This window comes from Natronosalvus rutilus, from assembly GCF_024204665.1.
Classification (GTDB): Archaea; Halobacteriota; Halobacteria; order Halobacteriales; family Natrialbaceae; genus Natronosalvus; species Natronosalvus rutilus.
Window position 1 is genome coordinate 34,994 of record NZ_CP100358.1, and the last position, 23,475, is coordinate 58,468.

The following is a 23,475-nucleotide window of genomic DNA, read 5'->3' on the forward strand; positions in this document are numbered from 1 at the left end:
TTGGATGAGCGTTTACCGCGGTGAGGATGCGGTTTCGCAGGCGCTGACGGCTTGCCAGGAGAACGAACAACACTCGGGCGGGCATTCGTGGGGCTTCGCGGCCGTCACTGACGACGGCCTCGAGATCGGGCACGGCCTCGGTGAGATTCCCCCGTATGTCTCTTCGGTGTGTGACGGCTCCGAACTGGCCCTGGGCCACACGCGGCACGCCACCCGCGGGGAGATCACCCTGGAGAACGCCCACCCGTTCCCGGTGTACGACGCCGAGGGTGAGGCGGTCGCGGCCCTGGCTCACAACGGCACCTGGTACGAAGCCCCGGACGACGGCCGGTGTGACAGCTACCACATTGCCCGGCTGCTCGAGACGATGTACCGTCACAACGACGAACCGTTCGAGGACGTCGTCAGGGACGCCGGTGAGATAACCGGCGAGACCATCACCGTGATCCATCGCGACGGCCGGGCGTTCGCATACGCCGGCCGCTTCGGAATCACCACTGACGGTGAGGCAGCGATCAGGAGCTCGGGCGAGGAGCCGATACGGCCCGGCCGGGTGGTCGAACTCTAAGCGGCCCGCGGCCCGCGGCCCGCGGCTCGACCAGCGAACCTCTTTTCTCGGCTGTTACCACGGTTAACCACGAACGACAACCCTTAAGGTATAACGGGTATATGGACTGCATGTAGGAGGTCAACAGGCTATGAACGGAACTACTACGAAACGACTGGAGGACCGGACGACTGAATTCATGCACGCGCTGGCCGCGGCCGACGTCGACGCCGCCAATATCTCGGCTGACCGCAGCGGGGCCGGCATGATGGTACACACCTGGCTCCCCGAGGCGGACCTCGAGGCAGCCGAGGAGATCGCCGGCGACCACGGCTTCGAACTGTACGGCGAGACCCTCACCGAACTGAAGGCGAAGTACAACCGCGCGGCCGCAGATCAGGGCCGGAAGCGATACCGCTTCGAAGCCGAGGAGGGGGCCTAAGATGAACGCCGAACAACACCCGCTCGACTCGGACGACCGCGAGAAGACGGTCACCCACGAGGACGTCGACGTCCGGGCAACGATCAGCGCGGACGGGAAGCGCGTCCGGCTGACGGTGACCGACCAGGACGGTGACCGCGAGCGGTACCAGCTCCGAGGGCTCACCCTCAACGGGACGCCCATCCGGGCCGGCCAGCCACTCTCGCTGTACGGCGTCGACGCCGTGATCGAATGGCAGAACGGCGGGCTCGGTCTGTACCCCGGCGTGAACGTGATCGTCTCCCGGGACGACTAGCGCCGGCCACCCGGTGCTCACCACGCCCCGGCCGCACTGCCGGGCCAGGTTCTGGCTCGCCATCGGTCTCATGCTGATCCCGCCCGCCGGCCTCGCGCTGGCGGTGGCACTGCTCACGTAACTCCTTTTCACCCGTCCACGGTTAACCACGAGGCACAACCCTTAAGGTGTACCCCGTCCATGCAATGAATGCAGGAGGTAACAGGCAACATGGCAACCGCATACCGACACTTACCGGCCAAAGCGCCGGTCGACCGTATCGAACAGCACGACGACGTCCCGCAGATCCCAGGCCCCTGGGAGCTCATCGAGGACCCATCTGACCGCCCCTTCGACGCCCGGGCCGCCTGGGCTCACCGTGAGACCGGCCAGATCGTCGCCGTAGTCAAGAACGTCCGACCGACCCAGATGCACACCCCGGAGACGTCCCGCGACGACACCGGGTACAACGCCCGGGTGTACCGCCCTGACACCACCGGCGAACGCGACCTCTCCAGTGAGCTCGGCTCGAAGGACGCCGCCTGGGTCAGCGCCATCCGCTTCATGGCGAAGTACCCTGCCGGCGACTACGAAATCCCCGAACTGGACACCTGGGACTACGGCACCACGGTGGAGTGGTAACGATGAGCGACGACTTCCCCACCCCCGACGGCGTCGAGCTCGCTGACGAGACGGAGCGACCGGGCGAGCCGCTGTACCCCGGCACTCACACCATCGTCGACCGGGAGAATGAAGCGTTGACCCAGGGCGAGGTGATCCAGGTCTGGTTCGAAACCTACGCTGACGGGTTCGGCACCGAGCTCGTCACCGCGGAGCTCCTGGTGATCGGTGACGACGGCGAAGGCGATATCTTCGCCGTCCCAGCCCACCAGGACTTCTCCGACACCTCGAGGGTGTACCGCCTCGCCGGCGATCTCGAAACCATCCAGGCCGGGTACGTGATCCCCGTCCCAGACTACGACCACGAGGAGGGCGTCCTGACGGTCACCCGCGAAGTGATGGTCCAAGGTAACCCGAAAAACGACCTCATCGAAGCCCGCAGCCAGGGAATTGAGGGGTTCTGGACCCACAACGGCAGGGAGCTATGAGCCGTCAGAACACCCCCGACACGGAGGGATACCCCCCTAAAACCACCACCAGGATTAATAACAATGGTTCACCTACGCGAGATAAGTGTGATGAACGTGTCGCTCACAGAACACCGGCTCGAAAACCTGCACACGGCAGCCATCCTGACCGCGTTCGGCGTGATCGGGGTCGGGTTCGTTGGTGTTCTCAACCACATGATCGGCATCCCGGTCATCGCAGTGTGCCTGCTCGTGATCGGGTACACGACCCTCAAGCTGGCGGAATTCGAAGACTGACGACGCGCCGACCGGGTCACGAGCTCGAACGCCCGCCCGGCCGCCTCGAGGAGCAGGTGATCCCGGCATGAACGGGTACGACCTGGCCGACGCGATCTCCGGTCACGACGCTGCCGAGCTCGTCGACTTCACCCGCGACGGGTACCGACGGATTATCGCCCTCGCCCACACTTCCCGGGCGAAGTACCGCCTGATCGACCTCGCGGAGCAGGCCGGCTTCGATGTTACTGTCGCCGGTGAGCTCGACGAGGAAACGCGAGCCTATCGGCTCACGTTGATGGTTCCTCAGAAGGTCCGGGAAGGAGGTAACAGGCTATGAAACTTCCTTCGGACCGCATCCTCACTATACCGGGTGGAAGTAAAAAGCCTGCGTCACGTCAGGCAAACGTGAGACCAGTACGCGGCCACAGTGACGTCGGCTGCCTCGCCGGTGGTCGCGATGAGTGAGACTGCAACCCCCGGGTCCGGCCCCCCAGATCACCGGAAGCACGCCGACTGGGTCGCGATCACGAACTGCCACGGTACCCAGCGCCGAATCCATAAGGTGAAGGGCAACCCCGGCCCGGGCGAAATCCAGAACGGTGACGAGGTGGAGGTCGCCTGTAAAACCTCCCTCGTCGGGAGTGAGTCCTCCTGGAAGGCAAAGCCCGCTGCCGTGTTCCCGCCCGGGTACCATCCGCTTTGTGACTGCCCGGAGTGCTTCGGTGAGGAGATCGGTGAAACCGATGGCGACGGGCGGGGCCAGGGCCAGGATCAGTAGGACAGGTTGAGCGCCTCCACGATCACGTCCTGGGCCGTCTTTACGTACCGCGCGACCTGGTGATCGTGGAAGTTCTCCGGGTCCAGGCGTTTCTTCGGGTAGTACCGCTCCTGGAGCCGCTGACAGTGCTCGAGCTTGATCTCGCGCATGGTCCGCTCCTGGAGGTTCCCGTGCATGTGCCGCCGCTCGTACCACTGACGGGCATCGTCCTGGAACACCCGCAGATCTCCCTCCATTTCGAGGTACTTCTTCAGGCTGATCGACCGCTTCTCACAGAGTCCCGCCAGGAACTCACTCGCGACTATCCACCACCAGTCGTTGCCCTTCGACCGGTGAACCTCACCGAAGTCGACCAGGACCGATGCCGTGTTCCAGGTCTCCGGCCCCGCTTTCCCGAGCTCCTCCTGGAGCCGGGAGTGCGTGACCATCGGAGGGTCGCCGTTGACGATCACGAAGTACGCCTCGCTCACTTCCTCGAGGGTGACGTCCCGCTCGGTCGCGATCTCCTGGAGCTCCTCCAGTTCCTCGGAAAACAGCGCCTCGAACCGGGCGAACTGCGGCCCCGGCCCATCGTCTCGCTTCGGGCTCATCACGACAGCCATGTCCCCGTGGTGAGCGTGATCGCCCCGACACCCAGGAGGAACGCCCCCAGGAAGTGCCACGGCTCCCACCTGATCGTCTTTAGCGCGATGCTCTTTTCGTACTCGTCAGCGTCGTGAGAGAGTGACCGCAGGAACGGCCGGCCGAAAAGTGCGTACCCGACCAGGCCAGCCCCCGAGAAGAAGCCGATGGCCTCGTAGCCGATCAGGTAGGCCACGGTGACCAGGATGCCAGAACCGATGCCGATAACGTGAGCGTGAAACTCGTTTACCGAGATCGGGTGATCGATCACCGGAACACGGTACAGGACGTCGTCGCCCGCCCGAAGCCGGTCCTCGAGCTCGGCCGGCTGGCGGTCGTCGACCTCACTCATCCTCCTCGCCTCCGTCTGGAAAGAGGTCGCCCCCGTCGTCCCGGACGATATCGTCGTCCAGGTGTGTCTCAATCCGGTGTAGCGCCCGCTGGGTCGAATGGGCGTGCTGGGCAACCCGCGCCTCGAGGTGCTCGATGGAGGTCCCGTTCTGCTCGGATTGGTCTTTGACCGAGTGAATCTCCGCTGATAAGGATTCGATGTCTTCTTCCGCCCGCTGTATCTCGGTCGCCCGCTGGGAGACGGCTCCCCGGTCAGAATCGTCGTCCGGGTGGCCGAAAAGCCGCGTCGTGAGCTGCACAAATCCCCGGTCCAGATCGCTGATCGCCTTCCCGTTCTTGTCGATGTCCTCCTGTTGTTTCCCGTCCCGCCGGTACAGAAAGCCAGCTCCCGTACTGGCCAGGCCGATCACCCCGAGAAGAGCCGCGAGAAAGAGATTGGGGTCTTGCATCAGGTAACCCACCCTACGAGTATGGTATTACACATGACTTACACGGGAAAAGGAAGTCCCCGAGTATTTACTTTTCCGTACCTGGAGGTCTCGAACCGATGGGGTTGAGGTGGGCCAAAAAACAGCGATCTGCCGCTTGTGAAGGCTACTCCGTGGTGGTGTGGTCGTGTTCGACCTCGGAGAAGTCCGGGTCGTGGTGATCGTTCCCGTGCGGGCTCGGTGCGTAGGCGTCCTCCATCGCCGGCCCGCCGAAGAAGATCCCCTTCTCGCTAATCATATCTATCGAACTGGCGACACTGCCCGTCCCGTTCGTGAAGTTGATCCAACTCCCGGAAAACAGGTTGACGGTATCCGCGGTCGCGTTATGGGCGTTGATCCAGGAGCCCCGCGTGGCCTCGATAGACCGACTGCCAGTGTTGACCGCTGATCCACCGGAGAAGTTGATCCGGGCCCCCTCGTAGGCGAGTACTCCCTGGACGCTTGCGCCGTCCACTGACGCACCCGAGGCGTTTACCGTCGACCCTCGGTTCGCGACGATACCGTCCCCGTTCGAATCGGTCAGATCAGCGTTGTGGACGTTGATCGTCGAGGCGTAGTCCGCCCGGACGTTATCGGCGTTCGTCGAAGCCCGCGCATCGTGAGCGTTGATCGTCGACGACCGAGTCGCCTCGATGCCGGTCTGGCTGCAGAGATTGGCTTCCCCGTTGTGGAAGTTGATCGTCGACCCCTCGTAGGCGAATACACCGGCGAAATCCGCGGAGCTGCAGTAGGCTCCGGTCGCGTGAACTATCGAACCGTTCTGGGCCGCGATGCCGTCCGTTCCCGCCGAACTGCAGTCGGCGTTCCGGGCCGACACCAGCGACCCATCGTGACAGTCGATGCCCCGCTCCGTGGCGTCTGAAAGGTCCGCCTCGTTCGCGTACACTCGGGATGCTCCTTCCGAGACCACCGCGTTCCCGCCGGCGAGCGAGCAGTCCCCGCCGTTGACCGTCAGCGTCGACGAGCCATACGACAGGACGTTATCCCCGCCGTTCTCCCTGATCGTTGCGTCCTGGGCGTTCACCGCTGACGCTCGGGTCGCCTCGGCCCCGCGTTCGCCGTTGTTGGTCGCGGTCCCGTTGTCGAAGTTGATCCGGCCGGCCTGGTACGCCAGAAGCCCCTTCCGGTCGTTATCGGTCGTTGAGGCTTCCCCCGCGTTCACCACTGACCCTCGAAGCGCGGAGAGACCATCGCGACCGCTGCCGCTCACCTCACCGCCCTGGAAGTTGATGAACGATACCTCGTTCGCCGTCACCCCATCGACAGCATCGACGGTCCCACAGTCGGTCACCACGGCGTTCTCGGCGTTAATGATGCACGCCCGGGACGCGATCACGCCCTCCGCGCCGCTTCCCGTGGCCGTCCCCGTGTTGAAGTTGATAACCGACCCCTCGGTCGCCAGGGCACAGTGCCTCGTCGGCCCGTCGACGGTCGCCCCTTCGGCGTTCACCGCGGAGCCCCGAAGCGAGACCACTCCGTCCTGGGCCCCGCCCGTGATCTGCACGTTCGGGCAGTTGACCATCGATGCCTCGTTCGCGACGAGGGCGTCGTGGCCGGGGTTCTCGATCACCACCCGCTCGGCGTTGATGAGACAGTTGCGGCTCCCGACCATCGCCTGCCCGCCGGTGTTCTTTGCAATCCCGTCCGTGAAGTTGACCGTCGACCCCTCGATGGCCAGGACCGCGTGCCGGAACGCCCCGCTCGCGTCGACGGAGTCGGCGTTGATCGTCGACCCCCGCAGCGCCGCGACGTTATCCCGCTCTTTCCCCCCGGTGCAGATCGACCCTTTGATGCTGATCGTTGAGGACCGGTTCGCGACGACGTTGTCGCTGACGCAGTCCGTGATCGTACAATCCTCGGCGTTGAACCGGCTCCCGCCGGTCCCGACAATCCCGTGGGTGCCGGCCTCCGAGAAGTCTGACTCGGCCGCCTCGATCACCGACCCACTGATCGAAACAGCACAGTCGTCTAGGGAGCGCCGGAAGGTCCCCCCGGTCGCGTACAGCGTCGACCCCCGCGTAGCCATCAGGTTGTGGTGGACGGCGTCCTCGGCCTCGGCGTTTTCTGCGACGATGGTGCTCCCCCGGCTCGCGTGGATGCCGATATCCCCACACCAGTTGGCCGTGATCCCGTCGGCCAGCGCCCGTGACCCATTCAGCGCCCACAGGCCGTTCCCGGCCGAATTCATGTCCGGCGTCTCGCCTTCGTACACGCCGCCTGCCTCGAACTCGTCACGGTTGCCCGTCCCGCTGACGTCCGCACCCCGCGCGTCGACGAACGCCCCATCGTGAGCCGCGATGCCGAAGACGTCGCCGTCGACGGTCGGGAACTGATACCTGGCGTCGGTCGTCACTGACCCTTCCCCGCCCGTCACCAGGAGCCCGCCGGCGTTCACCCCTGACTCGAGGTCCTCACCGTGAACCTCGATGTTCGTCACCTCACCGAAGCTCGTGTTATCGATATGCAAAAACGGCTGCATGAGCCCGTGGGAGGTCTGTACCGTCTCCCCGTCAGATAGGCCCGTCTCGATCACCGCGCCGTTCCCGAGCCCGACGATGTTCACCGCCCCGGCCTGGGCGTGCGTCACCGTCGTCGTTTCCTCCCATCGACCGCCCGAATAGCTCCCCTCCGCGACCTCGATCACCACCCGCGAGTTGACCGGCAGGAGCTCGTACTCGATCTGCTCGATGGCGTCCTTGATCGTGTCGTAGTCCTCTGGTACCGAAAGGACGACGTCTGACTCTTCTGCCTGAAATCCCGTTGCTATCAGACTGCCCTCAATGAAGGCAAACGAATTCCGCTCCGGAAGCTCGTCGTTATTTCCGGACATGGTTATTGTGAGAACGGCTGGCGGTCGTACAGCGCCGTCTTCTCGTCCCTGGTCAGCCCTGTAAACCCGATCATTACCTCGCCGATCACGCCCACGAACTCCCGGCTGCCCGAGCCCCGACGCCCGATCTTGAACGTCGTCGGCTCACCACCGGGGACCGTCCCGCTGGACGTGGTGGTGTTCATCGACTGATCGTTGAGCATGATCTCCCGGTTGTCATTCAGGTTGTCGTGGATGCCGATGGTGTGGTACTGCGTGTCCGCCGAGACGGAGCCCGCCCCGCTGGTGATGTTGTTATCGCCGCTCATCCACCAGCCGATACGGCCGTCCTGATCCCAGCTTCCCGTCTCGAGGTTCCAGCGGTCGGAATCGGACGTGTCCACGACCGATGCCAGGATTCCCCGGTTGTTCGGCTCGTAGTCCGTAAACGCGACTGACACCCACATTTGTTCCTCACCGCCGAACGCCGTCGAATCCAGGTCGAACTGGACCCAGTCGCCTGCAGCGAATTCGAGCCCGTACCCGCCTATCCAGTCGCCGGAGACCCAACTCGCCCCGTTGATCGTCCCGACCTCGCCGGTGACCGAGCAGGTGATCGTCCCTCCGCTTCCTTCGTCGATCTTCCAGTGGTAGTCGGCCCGGTCGGCCATGTTTCGGTAGATCGGGTCGCCCGTCGTCAGGTCTCTCCACAGGTTAAAGTGTGTCATTCTTGGAATAACCCCGCGTATCGGTCTTCATCCTCGATGTACGCCAGCGTCGGCTCCTCCAGGCTATCCGGATCAGGGAGCTCGCTCCGTTGAGTCACCGCCAGCGTGTCGATATCGATGCTGTCCTCCACTGATTGGACGTCCGAAGCGACCGCGTCCACCTCGGCCTTCCTGGCGACGTCAGTGTCGGAGCTCGGCTGATCGCTCACCGATGCCGCTGTCGCCGTGAGGCTGGCGACGTTCGTCAGGGCGTTCCCGTCCAGGTCAAGGTCGGCCGCCAGCGTCTCGATCTCCGCCACCAGGGCGTTGATCCGCGCCAGCGCCTCGGTCTGTCCCAGGGTCTCGCCGGAGTGATCGTGGCCCTCCTGGCTGAAGTTCGGGTCGTGCTCATCGTTCCCGTGGGGGGAGGTCGCCGTATTCCCGACCAGCCAGGTGAAGCCCTCGTGGACCGTCTGCCCGTCGACGTCGTTGTGATCCAGGGGAGCGTTCGCCGCGGGTTGCGGCCGAGTCCGCCAGTTCCTGACGTCCTCGTCGGTCAGGTTCGGCATGTCCGTGTCGACCTCGATGTATGCGATCAGCACCTCTCCGTCACCGATGCCCTCGGGCTGCGGTGTCGACCCCGGCGTGCCGGTCTTGATCCCGACTGACTCGGTCGCCGTATCGAAGTACACGACGTCCCACCGCGGGTCCGCGTCAGGCTGGTTCACCGTCAGCGTGTCGGCTGCCGCGTGCTCGAACCGCTGTCCATCGTACTGGACCTCGCCGGCCGCGACGTCGACGTCCCAGTCGCCGCTCCCCGCGGTCGCCTCGAGCCCGCCGATGCCGATCACGCCGTGGCCGTAGATTCCCTCGCTGAACGCCCGGAACGTCACCGGGAAAAGCGGGTCCGGTACAACTATCTCGAATTCTGGTGCTCGTGTCATGGCTATATGATCCTGATCCTCGCGTCGACGATCACTGGCAGATCGTCGGTTTTCTCTTCCGTGTCGAACACGGTCCGCCAGATCAGCCGGCCCTGGTTGTCTTCGAGCCCGATCTCCCGGAGGGAGTGCGGGTGACCGGCTGGCTCATCTTCGAACCAGACGGTGAGCGCCGAGACCGAATCAGAACGGGCGTGGCGTTCGACCGCCTTGTCGTCCAGGCGCTCGCCCATCGTCGTGTCCGTCGGGGCCGGCTGCTGATCGGACGTCCCGATCACCGCCCGGTCGATGCCGGCCACCTCCTCGCTGACGGAGACGGAGTCGGTGATCGCCTCCAGCCCGACGTCGGTGATGTACCCGTCGCCGAGGGTCTGACTCTCGAAGCGGAGGGTCACCTCCACCCGGTAGTCGCTGGTCCCGGTCACTGATCCGACGTCGCCAAACAGGAGCCGGCCCATCAACCGCCCGTTGCGGTCGATCACGCCGGCCTCGGATAGATCACCCGTCAGCACGGAGGAGAACTTCTGCAGGACCGTCACCTCCGTCGGTCCGGTATCTTCCGTCCAGGCCCGATGCCGCTCGGTCTCGTTGTCGAGCTCCTCGTCTGACCGGACCGCGGGCTCGTCTCCCGTCCCGACCGCCAGCTCGTGTATCCCGTTCTCGATACCGCGGAGTGAGTCAACGACCGTCGCCCGGCCATCGACCGTGAACACACCCGTCTCGCCCTCCTCTGTCACCTCCATATACTCGCCGTACTCGGTCCCGATGCCGCCCCGGCCGATGCCGTGTTCGGGCTCCGTACTCCCGACCAGGAGGTGGTCGCCGCGGTCTCGCTCGTACACCGCGCCCGAAACGCGGACCATGCAGGTGATCCCGCTGAAAGACAACTCGAGCGCCCGCTCGTCACTCGCGTCGACGAGGTATCCTTCCAGCCGGCCGACGCCCCGGTTGTTGTTCGAAACGAAGTCCTCGACGCGCCGCGCCATCACAGATCACCCGAGGTTACTCGAACCTCAACCGGAGGCTCGCCGTCGATCTGTACTTCGAGGCGGGAAATCCGTGGCTGGACGTAGCTAAAGCGGGCTTCCTCGGTTGCTCCCTGGGCGATATCGACTTCGACCTGCTCTTCGACCACGCCGTTCACGACGAGCTGCGGGAACACCCGGACGTCAGTGTCGGAGTTGTTGGTGATCGGGCAGAACACCTCGAACTCTTCATCCACTATCGGCTCGGCCGGCTCCACCTCGACGGCCCCGTAGGCGAGGTCCTCCTCCTCCGGGTCCGGCTCCTTCATTTCGGAGATCTCCAGCCGGCTCCCGAACAACTCGATGGTCCCCGGAGGCAGGCTCAATCCCGCTTTGCTCACCCCCGCTTCATCGTGAAGCCGGACCCCGACGGCCACCTCACCGTCGCCGGTCGTCTCGATGCCGCCGAAGACGACCTCGGACGGGAAGTCGCCCTTCATCGCCCGGTAGGAGTCGACCTGGACGTTGATGTAATTATCATACGCCCACCAATCGTCGAACGAGTTGTCGATCTTTGACGTAAACAGCTCCGCGTCAGGCTCCGGCCAGCCTTGCTCGCGGATCAGCCGGAACTCGTGATCGGCCAGGTCCGCACTCTCGTCGACGAATATCTGGTACTGATCGAACCCCCCGACGGTCCGCTCGAGGCGGTTGATCTCCGCCTTTACCTCGCTCTCGTCGTCGCCGTCACGCTTCGCTCCCAGCCATTTCAGCTTCTTCCCCTCGGTGAGCTCGGGGCTCATGCCCGAACCCCCAGCCCGAGGGTCACCTGCCCGGAGCTATCGACCTCCTTCTCGTTCACGACGAAGTACCCCGTGAGGTCAGCCGATGGCCAGTCAACGAACATGGACGACCCCTTCTCGACTGACTGGTAGGCGGTATCCGCGATGGTGAACGTCGCCGCGACCTCGTCCCAGGCGTGTTTCGCCAGGTAGCCGTTCCCGCGGTCCTGGGCCTCCGCGGAGGTCTTGATCGACTCGTCGATCAGCGCCTCCTCCCTCGAGGACACCCCGTAGTACCGGATGGATTCGGCGTCCCGGACGTTCTCCTGGATGCCGTCACCCTGGACCTTCACCTCGTTGACGATGCCGTCGTAGTCACGGTCGAAGTCGGCCGCTGTTACCGCGGTCTCACCCCGGACGATCTGCAGGTCGGTCTCCTCACTCCCGACCGGCTCGAAGTACACGACCTCGTTCGAATCCACCCACGAGTGATAGTTCTCCTCCGTCCCGAGGTCCTGGATCACGTCCAGTGCTGACTCATCGAACCGACGGGAGATCGCCCGCTCCGTAGTCCGAACCCCGCCCGCGCCCAGCGGTGACTCGCGGTCGACCACCTCGAAGGTGTACGTCGTCGCGTAGTCGATGGCGAAGCCGGTGTTGTCCGCCAGGTCGCCCGAAATCTTGAAGCGGTACTCCAGGGTGTCCGGGGACTCAATCTCACCCCCCTCGGCGTCCTCGAGGGCGAGCTCGTACTTCGTGAAGCCGTCAGACCCCGGGTCGATCTCCCACACCAGGCTTAGGCCCTCGTCAGTGACCAGTTCCACCTCGCCCGTGATCTGGTCGGCGTTGTCGTTGACCATCAGCCGCGTCTCGAGCTTGTAGATCTGCGCCCGCCCTGGAACCGACCTCGAGGGGACGTCAGTGAAGCGAATCCGGTAGGTCCCCGACCCGCCCTCGCGGATGCCGCCAAACAGGACGTCGTCGCCCTTCTCGTGGAGCTGCTTCGACGCCAGGTTCCCCAGTTCGAAGACGTCCATGTCGGACTCCCATCCTGCGAGGCTACTCCCCCGATGGACGTCCTCACTTCCGCGTTCCTCGGCCTTCGTCCGGATCACCTGCCGGACGATCTCCCCGCTGTCGACCTGGAAAAACGGCCGCGAAACGTTGCTCTCCTTGAGCTCGTACCGGCTGTCCATCGCCTTGATCTCGATGGTCCCCTTCGATTCGTCGGTCGGGTTTGCCGTCAGGTAGCCCGTCCACTCATCGCCGCCGGCCCGCTCGATCACGACCTTGTCGCCGCTCGAGAAGGTCTGCTTGTTGAACTGCGTGGCCCCGACCACGATGGTACACGAACCGAGGGTATCGGTCTGACTGGCGTCCTTAATGTCGATCAGCGCCTCGGGCACCTCACCGCCGATGGTCACCGTCGGCATCAGTCATCCCCCACGTAGACGTCGGTGTGTGACCATTCGAAGCTGAAGGTGTACTGATCGGGCCCGTTGTCACCCCGGTTTTGCGTCGTCGTCAGCTTCGAAAACATGCCCGAGATCTCGCGCGGACCCCAGATCAGCGTGTCAAACCCGTCCGCGGAATTCGGCCCCCAGGTCCGAAAGGCGTGCGTCAGCGCCATTTCCTTCTCTGTCGCCCGTCCCCACTCGTCGGTGTTGATGTCCGGGTAGTTCCCGCCGGTCGGGTACGTCCCCTCCTGGGTGCTCTGGATGCTCCCCTGGACCTTGACGTTCTCAAAGCCCATGTTCACCCGCTTACCCGCGATGTCGCCGGCCAGCCCCAGGAGCCCCTCGGTCACGATGTTGTTGCTCATCGACCGCTCGGCCTGCCTCGCTTTGAGGTGGAGGACGTCACCGCTCGTCCCGTAGTCGTTCCGCCGTACCTCAACCGATAGGTCTGTAGTGTCGTCAGGCATGGATTACACCAGTTGCTGTAGTTCGTCTCCCATCTGCTCGGCGATCAGGCCGGCCAACTCCTCGAGCTCGAACTTCCCGAGCTCACGGATGTCCAGACTCTGGTCCCCGATCTCGACGAGGAGTTGCTCGATACGGACGCCCATCCCCCCGCCTCCGCTTGCATCCGTACCTCCGCTGCCTCGGAGGGCGTCGATCACGCCCCGGCTGACGTCCGCCGGCAGGACCATTTCGTCGTCGTGGACTTCGACGGCCCCGCCGCTCTCGATGAAACCACCGGTCGCGAGCTGCGGGAGGTCGAAGGTGAAGCCCTCGAACACGGTCTGCCCGCCGACCGTCGTTGAGCCGAGCGGCCCTGCATCGATGGTCGTTGTCGGGAGCTCAACGGCCGGGAAGCCGACCTCCGACGGGATCACCGTATTCCAGACCCCCTTCACGCCATCGGTGACGGCATCGGTCAGCCCCGACGCCATGTCCGAACCGAAGCTGGCCGCGTCAGTGGCCAGATCGCTGAGTGAGGACCGGACGTCACCCGCGAAGCCGGCCACGGCATCGTAACCGTCACTCGCCAGATTGCTTAGGGAGGTCCGGACGTCGCCCGCGAAGCCGGCCACGGCCTCGTAGCCGTCACTCGCCATGTCGGTAAACGAGCCCACGACCTTGTCTTTGAGGTCACTGAAGTACCCGCCGATGTCGGTGAGCAGGCCGCTCGCCCACGAGACCAGGTCCGACCCCAGGCTACTGGCCGTGCTGGTGACGTTGCTGGCCAGATCCGTGACGTATCCGACCCCATCCGATAGGAGGCCACTGAAGAAGCCCAGGACGGCTTTTACTCCCGCCCATATCTCATCCCGGAAGAGAACGACGGCCGCCACGACGGCGATCAGGGCCGCGATAAGCGCCACTGTCGCGATCACCGGGAGGCCGAGTGCTGCAGCTATCGCTGTCACCGCTCCGATCAGGGCCTTCCCGACGACGATCAGGCCGGCTTTCGCGGCCGCCAGTACGCCGAGCCCGCCGGTCAGCTTCGTGACGATTCCGACGAGCCCCGCCAGCAGGGCACCCCCCTTCGCGGCCACGGCCCCCAGGCCCGTCAGGTTGAGGATGAGCTGCAGGACTCGCCCGGAGAGGAGACCGAGGGCTCCGCTCAACAGCGTCGACGCCCCGCCTAACTGGCCGAAGCTCCCCCCGGTTGATTTGGCCGTCCCTCCGACACTTCCGACGGCATCGTCTGCGGCCCGGGCATCTTCTGCCAGGTCACCAACCCCGTCGCTCACTGACTCGGCATCGCGTTTCGCGCTTGCGAGCCCCTGTATTTCAGCGACCCAGGTTAGTTCGCCGACTTCGGCCATGTATCGGGTGAGAAATTTGTACCTATACCGCGCCGTCCTACCGCGTGTTGAGCGACTTCCCTCCCGATTTCCCCCGCTGTTTGGCCTTTCGCTCGGCCTCTTTCCGCTTCTCCTGCTGGATCTGCTTGTACTCCTGATGCAGGACGTTGAACTCGTGAACCTCGCGGTCGGAAAGCCCCTCCTGGCGATGCTCGATCACGTCGACGGCCGGCCCCCGCTCGAGGTGATCGGTGAGCTCCTCCTGGTAGTGGAACGCGGCCATCGCGAGCGCCGCGACTACCAGCCCCGTCCAGGTGAGCCCCGCCTCGATCAGCCCGCCGCCGATGAGAGCGCACAGGCCGGCCGCTGTGGCTACCGAACGGACCGACGGGTCCCAGCGGTCACGATAGCGTAGCTCCTCGCTGTGCTGGCCACGTAGGTCCGTCAGCGTAAAGCCTGCCTCCTCGGTCAGCAGGTATTCTACTGCTCGCCGCTGGTAGTAGACGAATCCAGGGTCGTGGTATCCTCGCCCTCCCGGACTCCGGCCGCGAAGGGCTCGTCGGAGTTTTTTGCTTCCTGGTTCTCCAGGGCGTCACCCGGCCGCGGGGCCAGATCCTGGAGCTTCTGCCCGAGCTCCGGGCTCACGCCCGCCAGGAAGATCGACAACGAACCGTCGACGGACGAATCCTGGATCATGGCCTCCAGGACGTCCTTGTAGTACTGGTCGATGCGCAGCTCCGTCTTCTCCTCGCCGATCTTCAGCGCGTCACTGACGTACTTGTTCTTGCCCGTCCACGTCAGGTCCTTGACGTCGAACCAGTACCGCCGCATTTCGCCCTCGTGATTCGGGGCCCGAAGGTACACCCGCTCGGCCTCGTTCGAGACCAGCGCGTCCTCCCGGGTTCCGTCCTCGAGGTCGTCCCACCAATCCGGCTTCTCTCCGCGTGCAATGTCAGACATTGTTGATGTATTCCTCCGTGAACTGCTGGTGATCGCGTTCGAACGCCTGTTGAGTCTGGTATGCTTCCTGACTCGTGAGGTGTTCTTGCATATCTATCACAACGCCTCGTATAAAATACTCCCGCTGTTTCACTTCCTCGAGCCGGCCCATCGCCTGATCCGGTGACGGGTAGGCGTCACACCGCTGCCCGAGGAGCTCGCTTTCCCACCAGCACTGGTAGCGCGTGTTCGGTGAAACCATGAGCCGAAGCGATCACGCCGGCGTGCCGGCTTCGAGGTATCCCGTCCCGTCGCTCTCGCTGTCGACGACGGTGATCGTCGTCTGCCGCGGGAGGATGGTGATCGGGACCTCGATCTTGCCCTCCTCGGGGACGCCATGCGGGGCCCCCTCCATCCGGCATCCGGTGGACCTGATCTCCAGGGTCTCGTTGCTGTCCTTGACGAACGTGATCGAGGTGTCGAAGCCGCCCTGGGTCGGGTCGGCCATTTCCTGGTAGATCGAGTTGTCCGTCACCGCGATTTCGACCTCGAGGGAGTACCCGCCGTTGCCGTACAGCAGCTCGTAAGGCTCGTTGCCCTCACTCTCCTCGATGTAGTGCTCGGCTGTCGCGTTGTTCGCGATCTCCAGGCTAAAGTCGATCACCCGGGCGAACGACTGCGCCCCTGCGCCGAACGCGAGCTCGAGGTTGCTGTCGACCTTGGAGAACCGCCACGGCTGCCGGTCGGGGAGGCTGACGTCGACCGCCGACCGCGTCCCGTCCTGCGTGTCCGGCGTCAGTCCCAGGCCGATCAGGTCCGTGGTCACCTCGAGCTTCCCTTCGTTGTCTTGCTGGATGGTCGCCGTGTCCGGGTACACGCCCAGGAAGCCGTTGACGAGGTCCTCCTGGGAGCCCCGGCCGAAAAACGCCCCTTCGACCGTCGCCGTCGGTGGAGCGCCGTCGTGAAGCCGCTCGATGGTGTGCGTCGTCAGCCCGGCCTCCGGGTCGTCGACGGTGACGGTCTCGCTGCCCATCGCCCAGGCGATGGGGAAGCCGTCGTAAGGGTGGATGGTCCAGGAGCCGCCGTCGAACGAATGCTGACCCTCGGTGTGGTCGTGCGGGTCGCGATCAGCCCCGACGTACCGGCCCTCCTGCCAGTCGATCTCCGGGTCGGTCATGTCCTGATCGCCGCTTAGGAAGCCCGGGTACCGCGTCGGGACGACCTCGGTCTTTTGCTGACCCTCGATTGCGAGGGCGATCTGCGTCAGTTCTGCCTTGTACGGGTGCGGTTGCGTGCTCATAGTCTCTCCGCCTGGTTATCCCTTTGTACGCATAAGTCAGGAAACCCGGGAGAACCCCTCACACGACCGAGAAGGAGGTGTACCCGATGTCGTAGTACGCCCGCCACTGGTTCGAAAAGCGCGTCGGCGTCGTGTCGATGTTCACCAGGCCGAGCTCTTGCCAGTCAGATCCGAACACGCCGCCTCGAGGTGCGTTGTTCGCTTCCCGGATGTTCTCCAGGACGTACACGACCGCGTCCCGCATTGCTTTCCCGCTGCGGCCGTCCATGTCCCCCGCGACCACGATCTCCATCCGGACGGTGAAGTCGTAGTCCTGGGACTGTTGCATCGGGTCTGACCATTCGATGTCTCGCGGGGCCTCGTCGTGGACGTAGATCAGCGGCCGCGTCCGCTTGTTCGGAGGCAGGCTTCGCGAGGACTCCCCCGGCCCGGGCGATTCGACGTCGAAGAAGTCCGGCTTCTGGACCGGCTCGCCGTCCTTGTAGGTGTTGTGGTCGCCCCACAGTCCCTCAAAGCCGGAGGTCCCGTCAGCGCCCTCGATGGTGAGCGTCTGGACGTCGTAGTCCGGCCGGGTCATTTCGCGATCACCTTCGCCGGGAACGCTGATCGCTGGAGGTTCCCATCCGATGCCGCACTCACCCGGCTGACCAGGTTATCGTTCGCGAGCTCGAGCGACCAGTTGGCGAAGTCGCGGGCGATCTCGACGACCGGCGTCTCCGCGTCGTACCCCCGGCCCTCGAGCCACTTCTCGCCCCGCTGGGAGGCTTCGATGAACGCGTCCGAAGCGTACAGCATCGGCTTCGTCCCGTTCTCGGCGATGTGAGCCGCCAGGTGGTACGCCCCAGGCAGCGGGTCGCCGGCCGCCCGCCGGTTGTCGACCTTCTGCCACAGGGCGTCCTCGCTGTCGGCCTCCTGGAGGTCGTAGTTCTCCCAGCCGAGCTTGTTGGTCCACCTGACCATCGGCGTCAGCGGTGGCCAGTGCGGGTCGCTCCCGTAGTTGACCGCCGCCGCATACGGTGCGGCAAACCCGACCTGTACCCGGACGTCGGCCTCGGGAAACACCGCGTCGATGGTGTCGCCATGATGGAAGTCGACGTCGACGGTCATAGCATCCGGGCCTCCGACCGGTTCCGCAGCGCCTGATCCCACTCCCCTTTCAGGTTCTCGATCAGGCTCGAGAAGGTCAGATCGTCGTCCGGCGTCGGCAGGTTGTCCCCGATGTGATCGGTCTGGATGAACTCCACGGCCACCCGTGCAGCGACCGCCGCCCTGATCTCCGACGGGCAGTAGTGAACGACCTCGCCGGCATCGTGTTCTTTCGCCTGGGTACGCCGCGTCCCCCGGGTGACGGTGACCGCGCCCGTCTCCGGGTCGATGCTGTTGATCTGGCCGTACTCCGTCCCGCCGATCAGGACCACGCCCCGGGCGGGGAGCCTCGAGGCGTCAGCCACCTCGAAGGTGGTCTCCTCGGTGCCCACCTGACTGGTGAGCGTCGTCTGGCCGCCCCGGTTCTCGTCGCCGCCGAGCGCCCCGTAGCGGTAGGTGATCCGGACGTTGTCTTTCAGCCCGGCCTTCCGCCAGTTCCCTCGGTAGCGATGCCCGAAGATACGCAGGCGGGCCTCGTCGTAGTTCGCCATCCACATGGTGCCCTCGGAGGCAGTGATGTTCTTCCAGCGATCACGCCCCGTCCGGATCAGGAGCTCGTCGCCCGCTTCCGGGTCCAGGGGGACCGCTTCGCGGTGATCGAGCCACAGAGTGGCCCCGTTCTGATACCGCCAGAAGTCGATGTCCCAGGACTCGTAAGTCGCCCGGTGACCGGGTGAGCCGACGCGCCGCTCACGCCAGGCGTGTCCGGTCTCGTTCTCCAGCTTCAGCTCGTACTCCTCGATCTTCGAGAGAAGCCACTCCTCGTCCTCGTAGGCGAAAAGCTCGTCGGCCTGAAGCTGCTCCTCGGTGAACGTCGGGATAATCTTTCCCAGGACGTCCACCGGGTGGGCGTAGTACGTCCTGGGCATATCAGGCTCCTGGCGTGTACACGATCTGGATGCTTACCCGATCAGAGGAGGTTTTCACCGTGTCGATCTGGTCGATGGAGTCCGGGGCTTCCGTGGCCTCGAAGTCCTCGATAGCCGCCTCTATCGACGGGTACACCCGGTCGGAGTCACCGCCGGCCGTTGCGTTTGCTCGCGCCTCGAGGACAGTCCAGGCCATCTACGATCACCCGTCGTCCTCGTCCTCGTCGGTGTCTTCGGCCTCGCTGTCACCGTCACCATCGGCCTCCTCGTCAGCGTCGGCATCGGCCTCGCTGTCAGCGTCACCGTCGGCGTCGTCGCTTCCGGTGTACGGATCAGGCTCCTTGCCCGCCTGGACCTGATCGATACGCGAGCGGACCGCCTGCTGGTCCTGCTCGCGGAGGAAGTCCTCGAGGTCGGTGTTCTTGGCGTGGGCGATGTTGAAGTCCGTCTCGAACGCCCCGGCCACCGACTGAAGCTCCGACCGCGTCAGGTCGTAGTCGGGGCCCGAGAAGGACGTCACCTCCTCGCCCGGGTCGTCGACGCCGGCGATCTCCGCGAGCTCCTCGCGGTAGGCGGATGCCTCCATCTTCGGGCCGTCGATGCCCAGGTGATCGAACACCCGCTTGCGAAGTTCCGGGTTGAAGTTCGCCCCGAACACGTCCGACGGCAGGTAGTTCTTCTCCAGGATGGCCTCCGCGATGGTCTCCGGGTCGTAGGCGATCTCGAGGTTGTTGTGGTTCTCGAACCAGCCCAGGTTCTTCGACGGGATCTGCGCGAGCTTCCAGGGCCCCGGCTCGCCGCCGTTGCCGCCCGAAAGCGCCGCTGACGACGGGAAGTTGCCCTGCCGCCCCATCGCCTCGTCGTTGTAGATCGACCGCGGGCCCGTGTACCGCAGCGCCGCGAGCGTGAGCTCGTCGTGGCCCTCGGCCGCCAGCTCCTCATTCCGTGTAGTTGAAATGAAACCCATCGGGAATCACTCCGAAAGGTCTCGGAGCTTGCCCTGGTGGTTGAACCGCCGGCACACCGGCTCCTGGGTCGTCAGCAAGCCGACCTGATCGGCCAGCTTGTTGATCGCGAGCGTGTTGGTCGCCTGGCCCAGTCCCGCGGTCTCGGTGACCATCGGGAGGTAGACTTCCATCCCCAGCTTGGGGACGTTCTGACCGGTGACGGGGTCCTGCATCGTACTCATGTCGAGGAAGTAGATGCGGGACAGGCTGTCCGACGGGACGTTCGGCCCCTGCACGACCGGGACGTCGTCCCAGTGGCTGATCTGGGAGTTGAAGTTGACCCCGGGACGGGTCTCCGCCTCGTCAGTCCCTCGAGCGACCGCCGCGGCCGCCGCAGCGGCCAGGGCGTCAGCCCGGAACTGCGAGTCGCGGAGCTCGCTCATCACGCCGGCCGTGTCGACGCCGGTGAAGATCACGATGTTGTCCCGGTCGACTCCGTTCTGGATCATCGACTGGATCACCCCGTTGATGAGGTCCTTCGTGAGCTGCCGGTCGCCGTTGCCGGCGTTGTGATCGACGACTGCGTCCGCCCAGTTCGCCTCGTTGGCACCGCCCGCGCCCGTCGCCGAACGGTCGATGGTGTAGACGTCCAGGTCGCCGTCGGCGAAGTTGACCCCGTTGGCGTCCTGGGCGTTGGCCTCCTCGTCCGCGGAGGCGATCACGCGGTCCAGCGCCGTCAGCGTCGTGTCGTCGGCGTACTGCACGCCGTTGCCGCCGTTCGCGTCGTCGGACGATTCGACCGCCCGGGCGAGCCCATCGACTTCGATGGACCGCTGGAAGTACTCCTCGCCGATCTGCGTGAGGTTCTCGAAGGGAACCCCGTCCTGGATCTCGGCCTGGAGCTGCTGAAGCAGCGTGGCCTCGAAAAGGATCTGGGAGTGGTGCGGGTCCGCGGCGACTTCGCGCGTGCTGAAGTCGACCGGGTCCGGCCAGGCGTCACCCTCGTCGGGCGAATTCATCGACGGCGGGTTGAACACCGCCCGGAACGTCTGCGCCCGCGGGTCGCTGATCGACGTCACTGGCTGGTCCGACGGGACCTTCGGGAGCATCCCCCACAGGGGGGTTTTGACGTTCGCCTGCTGCCAGAGGACCTGCCCGTAGGCCCGGTTGTTGATCCCGTCGGTGCCGCTCGTGAACGCGGCCTTCTGGTAGAGCGAGTCGCTCTTGCCGTACAGCCCGTCCATGTTGTCAGCCCAGTGGAAGCCACTGGCGACACGCCCGACCGCGTGGGCGTACTTTGCGAGTCCGCTGTTGAATGCTTCTACACTCATGGTTCAGTCCCCCCCGCTTCCGAAGTTGGAAGCGATATCCTGACCGTAGTCGACCTGGTCGTGGGTCGAACCGCCAGCCGGGTCGGAGGTCTCCCCGGTTGCCATCTTCTCTCCGATGTCTTCGACGATGCCCGGGACGGCCTCGTTGATCGCCCCCTTCATCGATTCCTCGAGATCGCCCATCTTCTCGGCGAGCTCTTCTTCGGTGACACCGCCCTCGAGGTCGGCCTTGAACTCCTCAAGCCGCTCGTCGAGTTTCTCCTCGGTGACGACGCCATCGGGAAGCCCGTCGCCCCCCTCGCCGGCGTCGGCCTTCTCGTCCTCGTCCTCGTCGTCTGGAACTTCGTCTTCTTCTTCTTTCATCTCGCCCTCCGCGGCCGCTTCCGCCGCCTGATCCTCGGGGCCCTCGTCGCCCCCTTCGCCGGTCGCCTCGGGTGTGAGGGCCGCCTCCAGGGCAATCCGGGCCTCCGGATTGATCGACTCTTCGACCTCGTCGAGGATGGCCGTCAGATCGCCCGCCTTCTGGTCGGTCGCGGTGTCGTCCCCGCGGACCGCCTTCAGCGTCTCGATCACGGCGTCAGCCTCGAGGTCGTGCTCTGCTGCAACTTCGTCAGCTTTCTCACGAAGCTCGCCCTCGTCGGCGTCTGCCTTCTGGGCCAACTCGGCCGCAGCAGTCAGTCGGGCCGAATCGAACCCGAGCTCACTACCGGACTTCGTGAAAAGCTGCTCGTTGAATGCGTCTCCCATAGTTGTGTCTGCCTTGTGGTGTATCTCCTCGGCCATGCCGTCGGCCTCATCGGAACCGCCGGGTAGCAACCCGGTCGGCCAGGCGTCCTCCATGAACGCCTTGAATTCCGCCACACCGAAGCGGGACTCTTTGTTCTTGATTTTGTGCTCCTCGCCGATGGTGACAGCGTGCCAATCGAGGTCGGTCACGACCTCACCCGCGGGAGTCTCCTCCCACTCTTTGGCGTAGATGGTCACCGAAAACCCGTTGAGGTCTCCAGCGAGGGCTCGCAGCCGGGTCTCCTTCGCGATCTCCGAGTTGTTCTTCAGCTTGGCGACAATCCAGAACTCGTCTTCCTCGGCTCGGCCGGCTCCCCCGGGCCGAGGCTCGCCCTTCTCAACGACCTGCGTCGCCAGGGCGTCACCGGCGTCGAACGATAGCGTGAGGTCTCCCACCTGCATTTCGGCCGGCGACTCGAGCTCGTGCTCGGGGGCCACCGTCCCGACCGGGATATCCTTGTGCCGACGGCTGATAATCCCGTCTTCGTACAGTTGAGGCAGCGCGTTCGCCAGCGCCTCCATCTTGAGCTTCTGCGACGGCGTGTCGTCGTCATACTGCTCCACGGACGCCTTGCCGAAGATAACAAAATCGTCCGCCTCGACGGCCTCACGACTATCCTGATCCAACTTTTCTTCATCGACCAGCTCCCGACGGCGTCTCCCGTCCTCGAGCTCCTTCACCTGACCGAGCGGAGTAGCGCCCCCGCTGGTGTGACCGACGATTCCGTATCGTCCAGAGAGCCCGAGTCGTGGTTTACTGCCGCCAGCACTCATCGGGTCAGACTATTGTACGCATATCTGAGGGTAGTTTCCTGACGGGTATGGTAATCCACCGCAAATATAACACAAAAACCAGATCCTCACAGACACTTATCTGCAATCAATCTGCAATCTCACTGCGTGCAACACGAATACAGAACGATGGTGATCTGAAAGCATGGGACGTCTCAAAGAGATCGCGGACGAAACGGATGCCGAAATGCGCGAGTACCTCGATCACCTCGGGTGGGAGCAAAACCCCTTCGCCCACCCGGTGACCGGGGACGAGTATGTCCTCCCCTCCGCGGAGGATATCGCTGACGTGAGCAGCCACCTCCAGAACTACACCGGGCCCGTCCTGATCCACTCACGGTACTCCGGCGTCGGGAAAACGACCCTCCTTCGGCTGATGCTCGAGGAGCTCGGCGATGAATACCAGCCCGTACACGTCGGCGAACACAACGTCACCCCCTACGAGCTCATATCCATCGTCGCTGACGCAGTCGGCGTCGGGAAGTCCTCGTCGACGAAGCTCACAGAACAAAAAGTCCGGGGGGCCTCCTTCGATCAGGACGTCCTCCTCGGCGTCGACGAATTCGGCCTCAACGACCCTGACACCCTGCACGTGATCCAGTTTTTGAACGACCTCGAGCCGTTCCGGGTGATCCTCACCGGAATGACCAGCCAGTGGGATGCCATCGGTGGCCTCGGCAGCGAAGGCCGGGCGTTCCAGCGCCGGGTCTCCTACCAACTCGAACTCGAACCCTTCGACCGCACCCAGACCCAGGAACTCGTCCAGCGCCGGATAGCCCGGTCCGATGGCAAAATGCCATCAGAATACGATCAGGTAGATATCGAACCGTTTTCAGAACGAGTGCTCGATGAAGTCCATACGCAATCAGAAGGGGTGCCCGCTGTCGTCACCTCGAGCCTGTCCGAGCTCATCGGCCTCGCCGCGTACCGGTACGTGAACGACCTCGGGAGTGAGGTCACCGTCGACATGGCCTCCAGTATCGACTACCCGGAGCCGAAGGTAGAATGATGCCAGGGAGACAGCAGGGTGCAATCAGAAT

At 64.5% G+C, this 23,475-nt stretch carries 32 protein-coding genes; 10 read left to right on the forward strand and 22 right to left on the reverse strand.

The features are described 5' to 3' along the window. The first annotated feature begins 4 nt into the window (after positions 1-4). From NGM29_RS20940 to NGM29_RS20975, 8 genes are all read left to right on the forward strand, one after another. A complete protein-coding gene (locus tag NGM29_RS20940; RefSeq protein ID WP_254161509.1) occupies positions 5-568 on the forward strand; it encodes a class II glutamine amidotransferase in 564 nt (187 codons plus the stop codon). A 130-nt stretch (positions 569-698) separates the two neighbouring features. Continuing rightward, positions 699-989, forward strand: a complete 291-nt coding sequence (locus NGM29_RS20945; protein ID WP_254161511.1) for a hypothetical protein — start codon at positions 699-701, stop codon at positions 987-989. A gap of 1 nt (position 990) precedes the next feature. Further along, positions 991-1,284 (forward strand): outer membrane lipoprotein carrier protein LolA, encoded by a 294-nt coding sequence (locus NGM29_RS20950; RefSeq protein WP_254161513.1) that lies wholly within the window; start codon positions 991-993, stop codon positions 1,282-1,284. Positions 1,285-1,494: 210 nt separating this feature from the next. Further along, the gene (locus NGM29_RS20955) at positions 1,495-1,905 is read left to right on the forward strand and encodes a hypothetical protein (protein ID WP_254161515.1); all 411 of its coding nucleotides are present in this window, start codon (positions 1,495-1,497) and stop codon (positions 1,903-1,905) included. A gap of 2 nt (positions 1,906-1,907) precedes the next feature. Next, a complete protein-coding gene (locus NGM29_RS20960) occupies positions 1,908-2,372 on the forward strand; it encodes a hypothetical protein (protein WP_254161517.1) in 465 nt (154 codons plus the stop codon). A 90-nt stretch (positions 2,373-2,462) separates the two neighbouring features. Beyond that, positions 2,463-2,648 (forward strand): hypothetical protein, encoded by a 186-nt coding sequence (locus NGM29_RS20965; protein WP_254161519.1) that lies wholly within the window; start codon positions 2,463-2,465, stop codon positions 2,646-2,648. Between the two features lie 67 nt (positions 2,649-2,715). Further along, positions 2,716-2,967, forward strand: a complete 252-nt coding sequence (locus tag NGM29_RS20970) for a hypothetical protein (protein ID WP_254161521.1) — start codon at positions 2,716-2,718, stop codon at positions 2,965-2,967. A gap of 120 nt (positions 2,968-3,087) precedes the next feature. Then, on the forward strand, positions 3,088-3,408 hold the full coding sequence (locus NGM29_RS20975) for a hypothetical protein (protein ID WP_254161522.1): 321 nt from the start codon (positions 3,088-3,090) through the stop codon (positions 3,406-3,408). Here NGM29_RS20975 and NGM29_RS20980 read toward each other — a convergent pair. From NGM29_RS20980 to NGM29_RS21035, 12 genes are all read right to left on the reverse strand, one after another. Further along, positions 3,402-3,998: a hypothetical protein gene (locus tag NGM29_RS20980; RefSeq protein WP_254161523.1), complete on the reverse strand. Its 597-nt coding sequence runs from the start codon at positions 3,996-3,998 to the stop codon at positions 3,402-3,404. The genes NGM29_RS20975 and NGM29_RS20980 overlap by 7 nt on opposite strands. Further along, entirely contained in the window at positions 3,998-4,381 is a 384-nt protein-coding gene (locus tag NGM29_RS20985; RefSeq protein ID WP_254161524.1) for a hypothetical protein, read from the reverse strand. The genes NGM29_RS20980 and NGM29_RS20985 overlap by 1 nt, the downstream gene beginning before the upstream one ends. Next, complete coding sequence (locus NGM29_RS20990) at positions 4,374-4,829, reverse strand: hypothetical protein (protein WP_254161525.1); 456 nt, start codon at positions 4,827-4,829, stop codon at positions 4,374-4,376. Before NGM29_RS20990 ends, NGM29_RS20985 begins: the two co-directional genes overlap by 8 nt. 145 nt (positions 4,830-4,974) lie before the next feature. After that, positions 4,975-7,698, reverse strand: a complete 2,724-nt coding sequence (locus NGM29_RS20995; protein WP_254161526.1) for a right-handed parallel beta-helix repeat-containing protein — start codon at positions 7,696-7,698, stop codon at positions 4,975-4,977. Positions 7,699-7,700: 2 nt separating this feature from the next. After that, positions 7,701-8,405 (reverse strand): LamG domain-containing protein, encoded by a 705-nt coding sequence (locus NGM29_RS21000; RefSeq protein ID WP_254161527.1) that lies wholly within the window; start codon positions 8,403-8,405, stop codon positions 7,701-7,703. Then, complete coding sequence (locus NGM29_RS21005) at positions 8,402-9,328, reverse strand: hypothetical protein (protein ID WP_254161528.1); 927 nt, start codon at positions 9,326-9,328, stop codon at positions 8,402-8,404. Before NGM29_RS21005 ends, NGM29_RS21000 begins: the two co-directional genes overlap by 4 nt. A gap of 2 nt (positions 9,329-9,330) precedes the next feature. After that, positions 9,331-10,311 carry a hypothetical protein gene (locus tag NGM29_RS21010; RefSeq protein ID WP_254161529.1) on the reverse strand — a complete coding sequence of 327 codons (981 nt, stop codon included), beginning with the start codon at positions 10,309-10,311 and terminating at the stop codon, positions 9,331-9,333. Further along, complete coding sequence (locus tag NGM29_RS21015; protein ID WP_254161531.1) at positions 10,311-11,093, reverse strand: hypothetical protein; 783 nt, start codon at positions 11,091-11,093, stop codon at positions 10,311-10,313. The genes NGM29_RS21010 and NGM29_RS21015 overlap by 1 nt, the downstream gene beginning before the upstream one ends. Next, the gene (locus NGM29_RS21020) at positions 11,090-12,505 is read right to left on the reverse strand and encodes a hypothetical protein (protein WP_254161533.1); all 1,416 of its coding nucleotides are present in this window, start codon (positions 12,503-12,505) and stop codon (positions 11,090-11,092) included. The genes NGM29_RS21015 and NGM29_RS21020 overlap by 4 nt, the downstream gene beginning before the upstream one ends. Next, positions 12,505-12,996, reverse strand: a complete 492-nt coding sequence (locus NGM29_RS21025) for a hypothetical protein (RefSeq protein ID WP_254161535.1) — start codon at positions 12,994-12,996, stop codon at positions 12,505-12,507. The genes NGM29_RS21020 and NGM29_RS21025 overlap by 1 nt, the downstream gene beginning before the upstream one ends. Positions 12,997-12,999: 3 nt before the next feature. Next, complete coding sequence (locus NGM29_RS21030) at positions 13,000-14,346, reverse strand: hypothetical protein (protein WP_254161537.1); 1,347 nt, start codon at positions 14,344-14,346, stop codon at positions 13,000-13,002. Between the two features lie 37 nt (positions 14,347-14,383). Beyond that, positions 14,384-14,608: a hypothetical protein gene (locus NGM29_RS21035; protein WP_254161539.1), complete on the reverse strand. Its 225-nt coding sequence runs from the start codon at positions 14,606-14,608 to the stop codon at positions 14,384-14,386. Here NGM29_RS21035 and NGM29_RS21040 point away from each other — a divergent pair. Next, entirely contained in the window at positions 14,594-14,740 is a 147-nt protein-coding gene (locus NGM29_RS21040; RefSeq protein ID WP_254161542.1) for a hypothetical protein, read from the forward strand. The genes NGM29_RS21035 and NGM29_RS21040 overlap by 15 nt on opposite strands. A gap of 65 nt (positions 14,741-14,805) precedes the next feature. Here NGM29_RS21040 and NGM29_RS21045 read toward each other — a convergent pair whose 3' ends face one another. Genes NGM29_RS21045 through NGM29_RS21090 form a run of 10 tightly spaced genes read right to left on the reverse strand, consistent with a single transcriptional unit; the run spans position 14,806 to position 22,417 of the window. Continuing rightward, positions 14,806-15,285, reverse strand: coding sequence for a hypothetical protein (locus NGM29_RS21045; RefSeq protein WP_254161545.1), 480 nt, complete (start codon positions 15,283-15,285; stop codon positions 14,806-14,808). Next, entirely contained in the window at positions 15,278-15,526 is a 249-nt protein-coding gene (locus NGM29_RS21050; protein WP_254161548.1) for a hypothetical protein, read from the reverse strand. Before NGM29_RS21050 ends, NGM29_RS21045 begins: the two co-directional genes overlap by 8 nt. Before the next feature lie 12 nt (positions 15,527-15,538). Continuing rightward, positions 15,539-16,564, reverse strand: coding sequence for a phage tail tube protein (locus NGM29_RS21055; RefSeq protein WP_254161550.1), 1,026 nt, complete (start codon positions 16,562-16,564; stop codon positions 15,539-15,541). Between the two features lie 58 nt (positions 16,565-16,622). Next, positions 16,623-17,141 carry a hypothetical protein gene (locus NGM29_RS21060; protein WP_254161552.1) on the reverse strand — a complete coding sequence of 173 codons (519 nt, stop codon included), beginning with the start codon at positions 17,139-17,141 and terminating at the stop codon, positions 16,623-16,625. Further along, complete coding sequence (locus tag NGM29_RS21065; RefSeq protein WP_254161554.1) at positions 17,138-17,671, reverse strand: hypothetical protein; 534 nt, start codon at positions 17,669-17,671, stop codon at positions 17,138-17,140. The genes NGM29_RS21060 and NGM29_RS21065 overlap by 4 nt, the downstream gene beginning before the upstream one ends. Further along, entirely contained in the window at positions 17,668-18,579 is a 912-nt protein-coding gene (locus tag NGM29_RS21070) for a hypothetical protein (protein WP_254161556.1), read from the reverse strand. Before NGM29_RS21070 ends, NGM29_RS21065 begins: the two co-directional genes overlap by 4 nt. 1 nt (position 18,580) lies before the next feature. Further along, complete coding sequence (locus NGM29_RS21075; RefSeq protein ID WP_254161558.1) at positions 18,581-18,775, reverse strand: hypothetical protein; 195 nt, start codon at positions 18,773-18,775, stop codon at positions 18,581-18,583. A gap of 6 nt (positions 18,776-18,781) precedes the next feature. Beyond that, complete coding sequence (locus tag NGM29_RS21080; protein WP_254161560.1) at positions 18,782-19,546, reverse strand: hypothetical protein; 765 nt, start codon at positions 19,544-19,546, stop codon at positions 18,782-18,784. Between the two features lie 6 nt (positions 19,547-19,552). After that, the gene (locus tag NGM29_RS21085) at positions 19,553-20,857 is read right to left on the reverse strand and encodes a hypothetical protein (RefSeq protein WP_254161562.1); all 1,305 of its coding nucleotides are present in this window, start codon (positions 20,855-20,857) and stop codon (positions 19,553-19,555) included. A 3-nt stretch (positions 20,858-20,860) separates the two neighbouring features. Next, the gene (locus tag NGM29_RS21090; RefSeq protein WP_254161564.1) at positions 20,861-22,417 is read right to left on the reverse strand and encodes a hypothetical protein; all 1,557 of its coding nucleotides are present in this window, start codon (positions 22,415-22,417) and stop codon (positions 20,861-20,863) included. Between the two features lie 163 nt (positions 22,418-22,580). Between NGM29_RS21090 and NGM29_RS21095 the strand changes: the two genes are divergently transcribed. Continuing rightward, on the forward strand, positions 22,581-23,444 hold the full coding sequence (locus tag NGM29_RS21095; RefSeq protein ID WP_254161566.1) for an AAA family ATPase: 864 nt from the start codon (positions 22,581-22,583) through the stop codon (positions 23,442-23,444). The last annotated feature ends 31 nt before the right edge of the window (positions 23,445-23,475 follow it).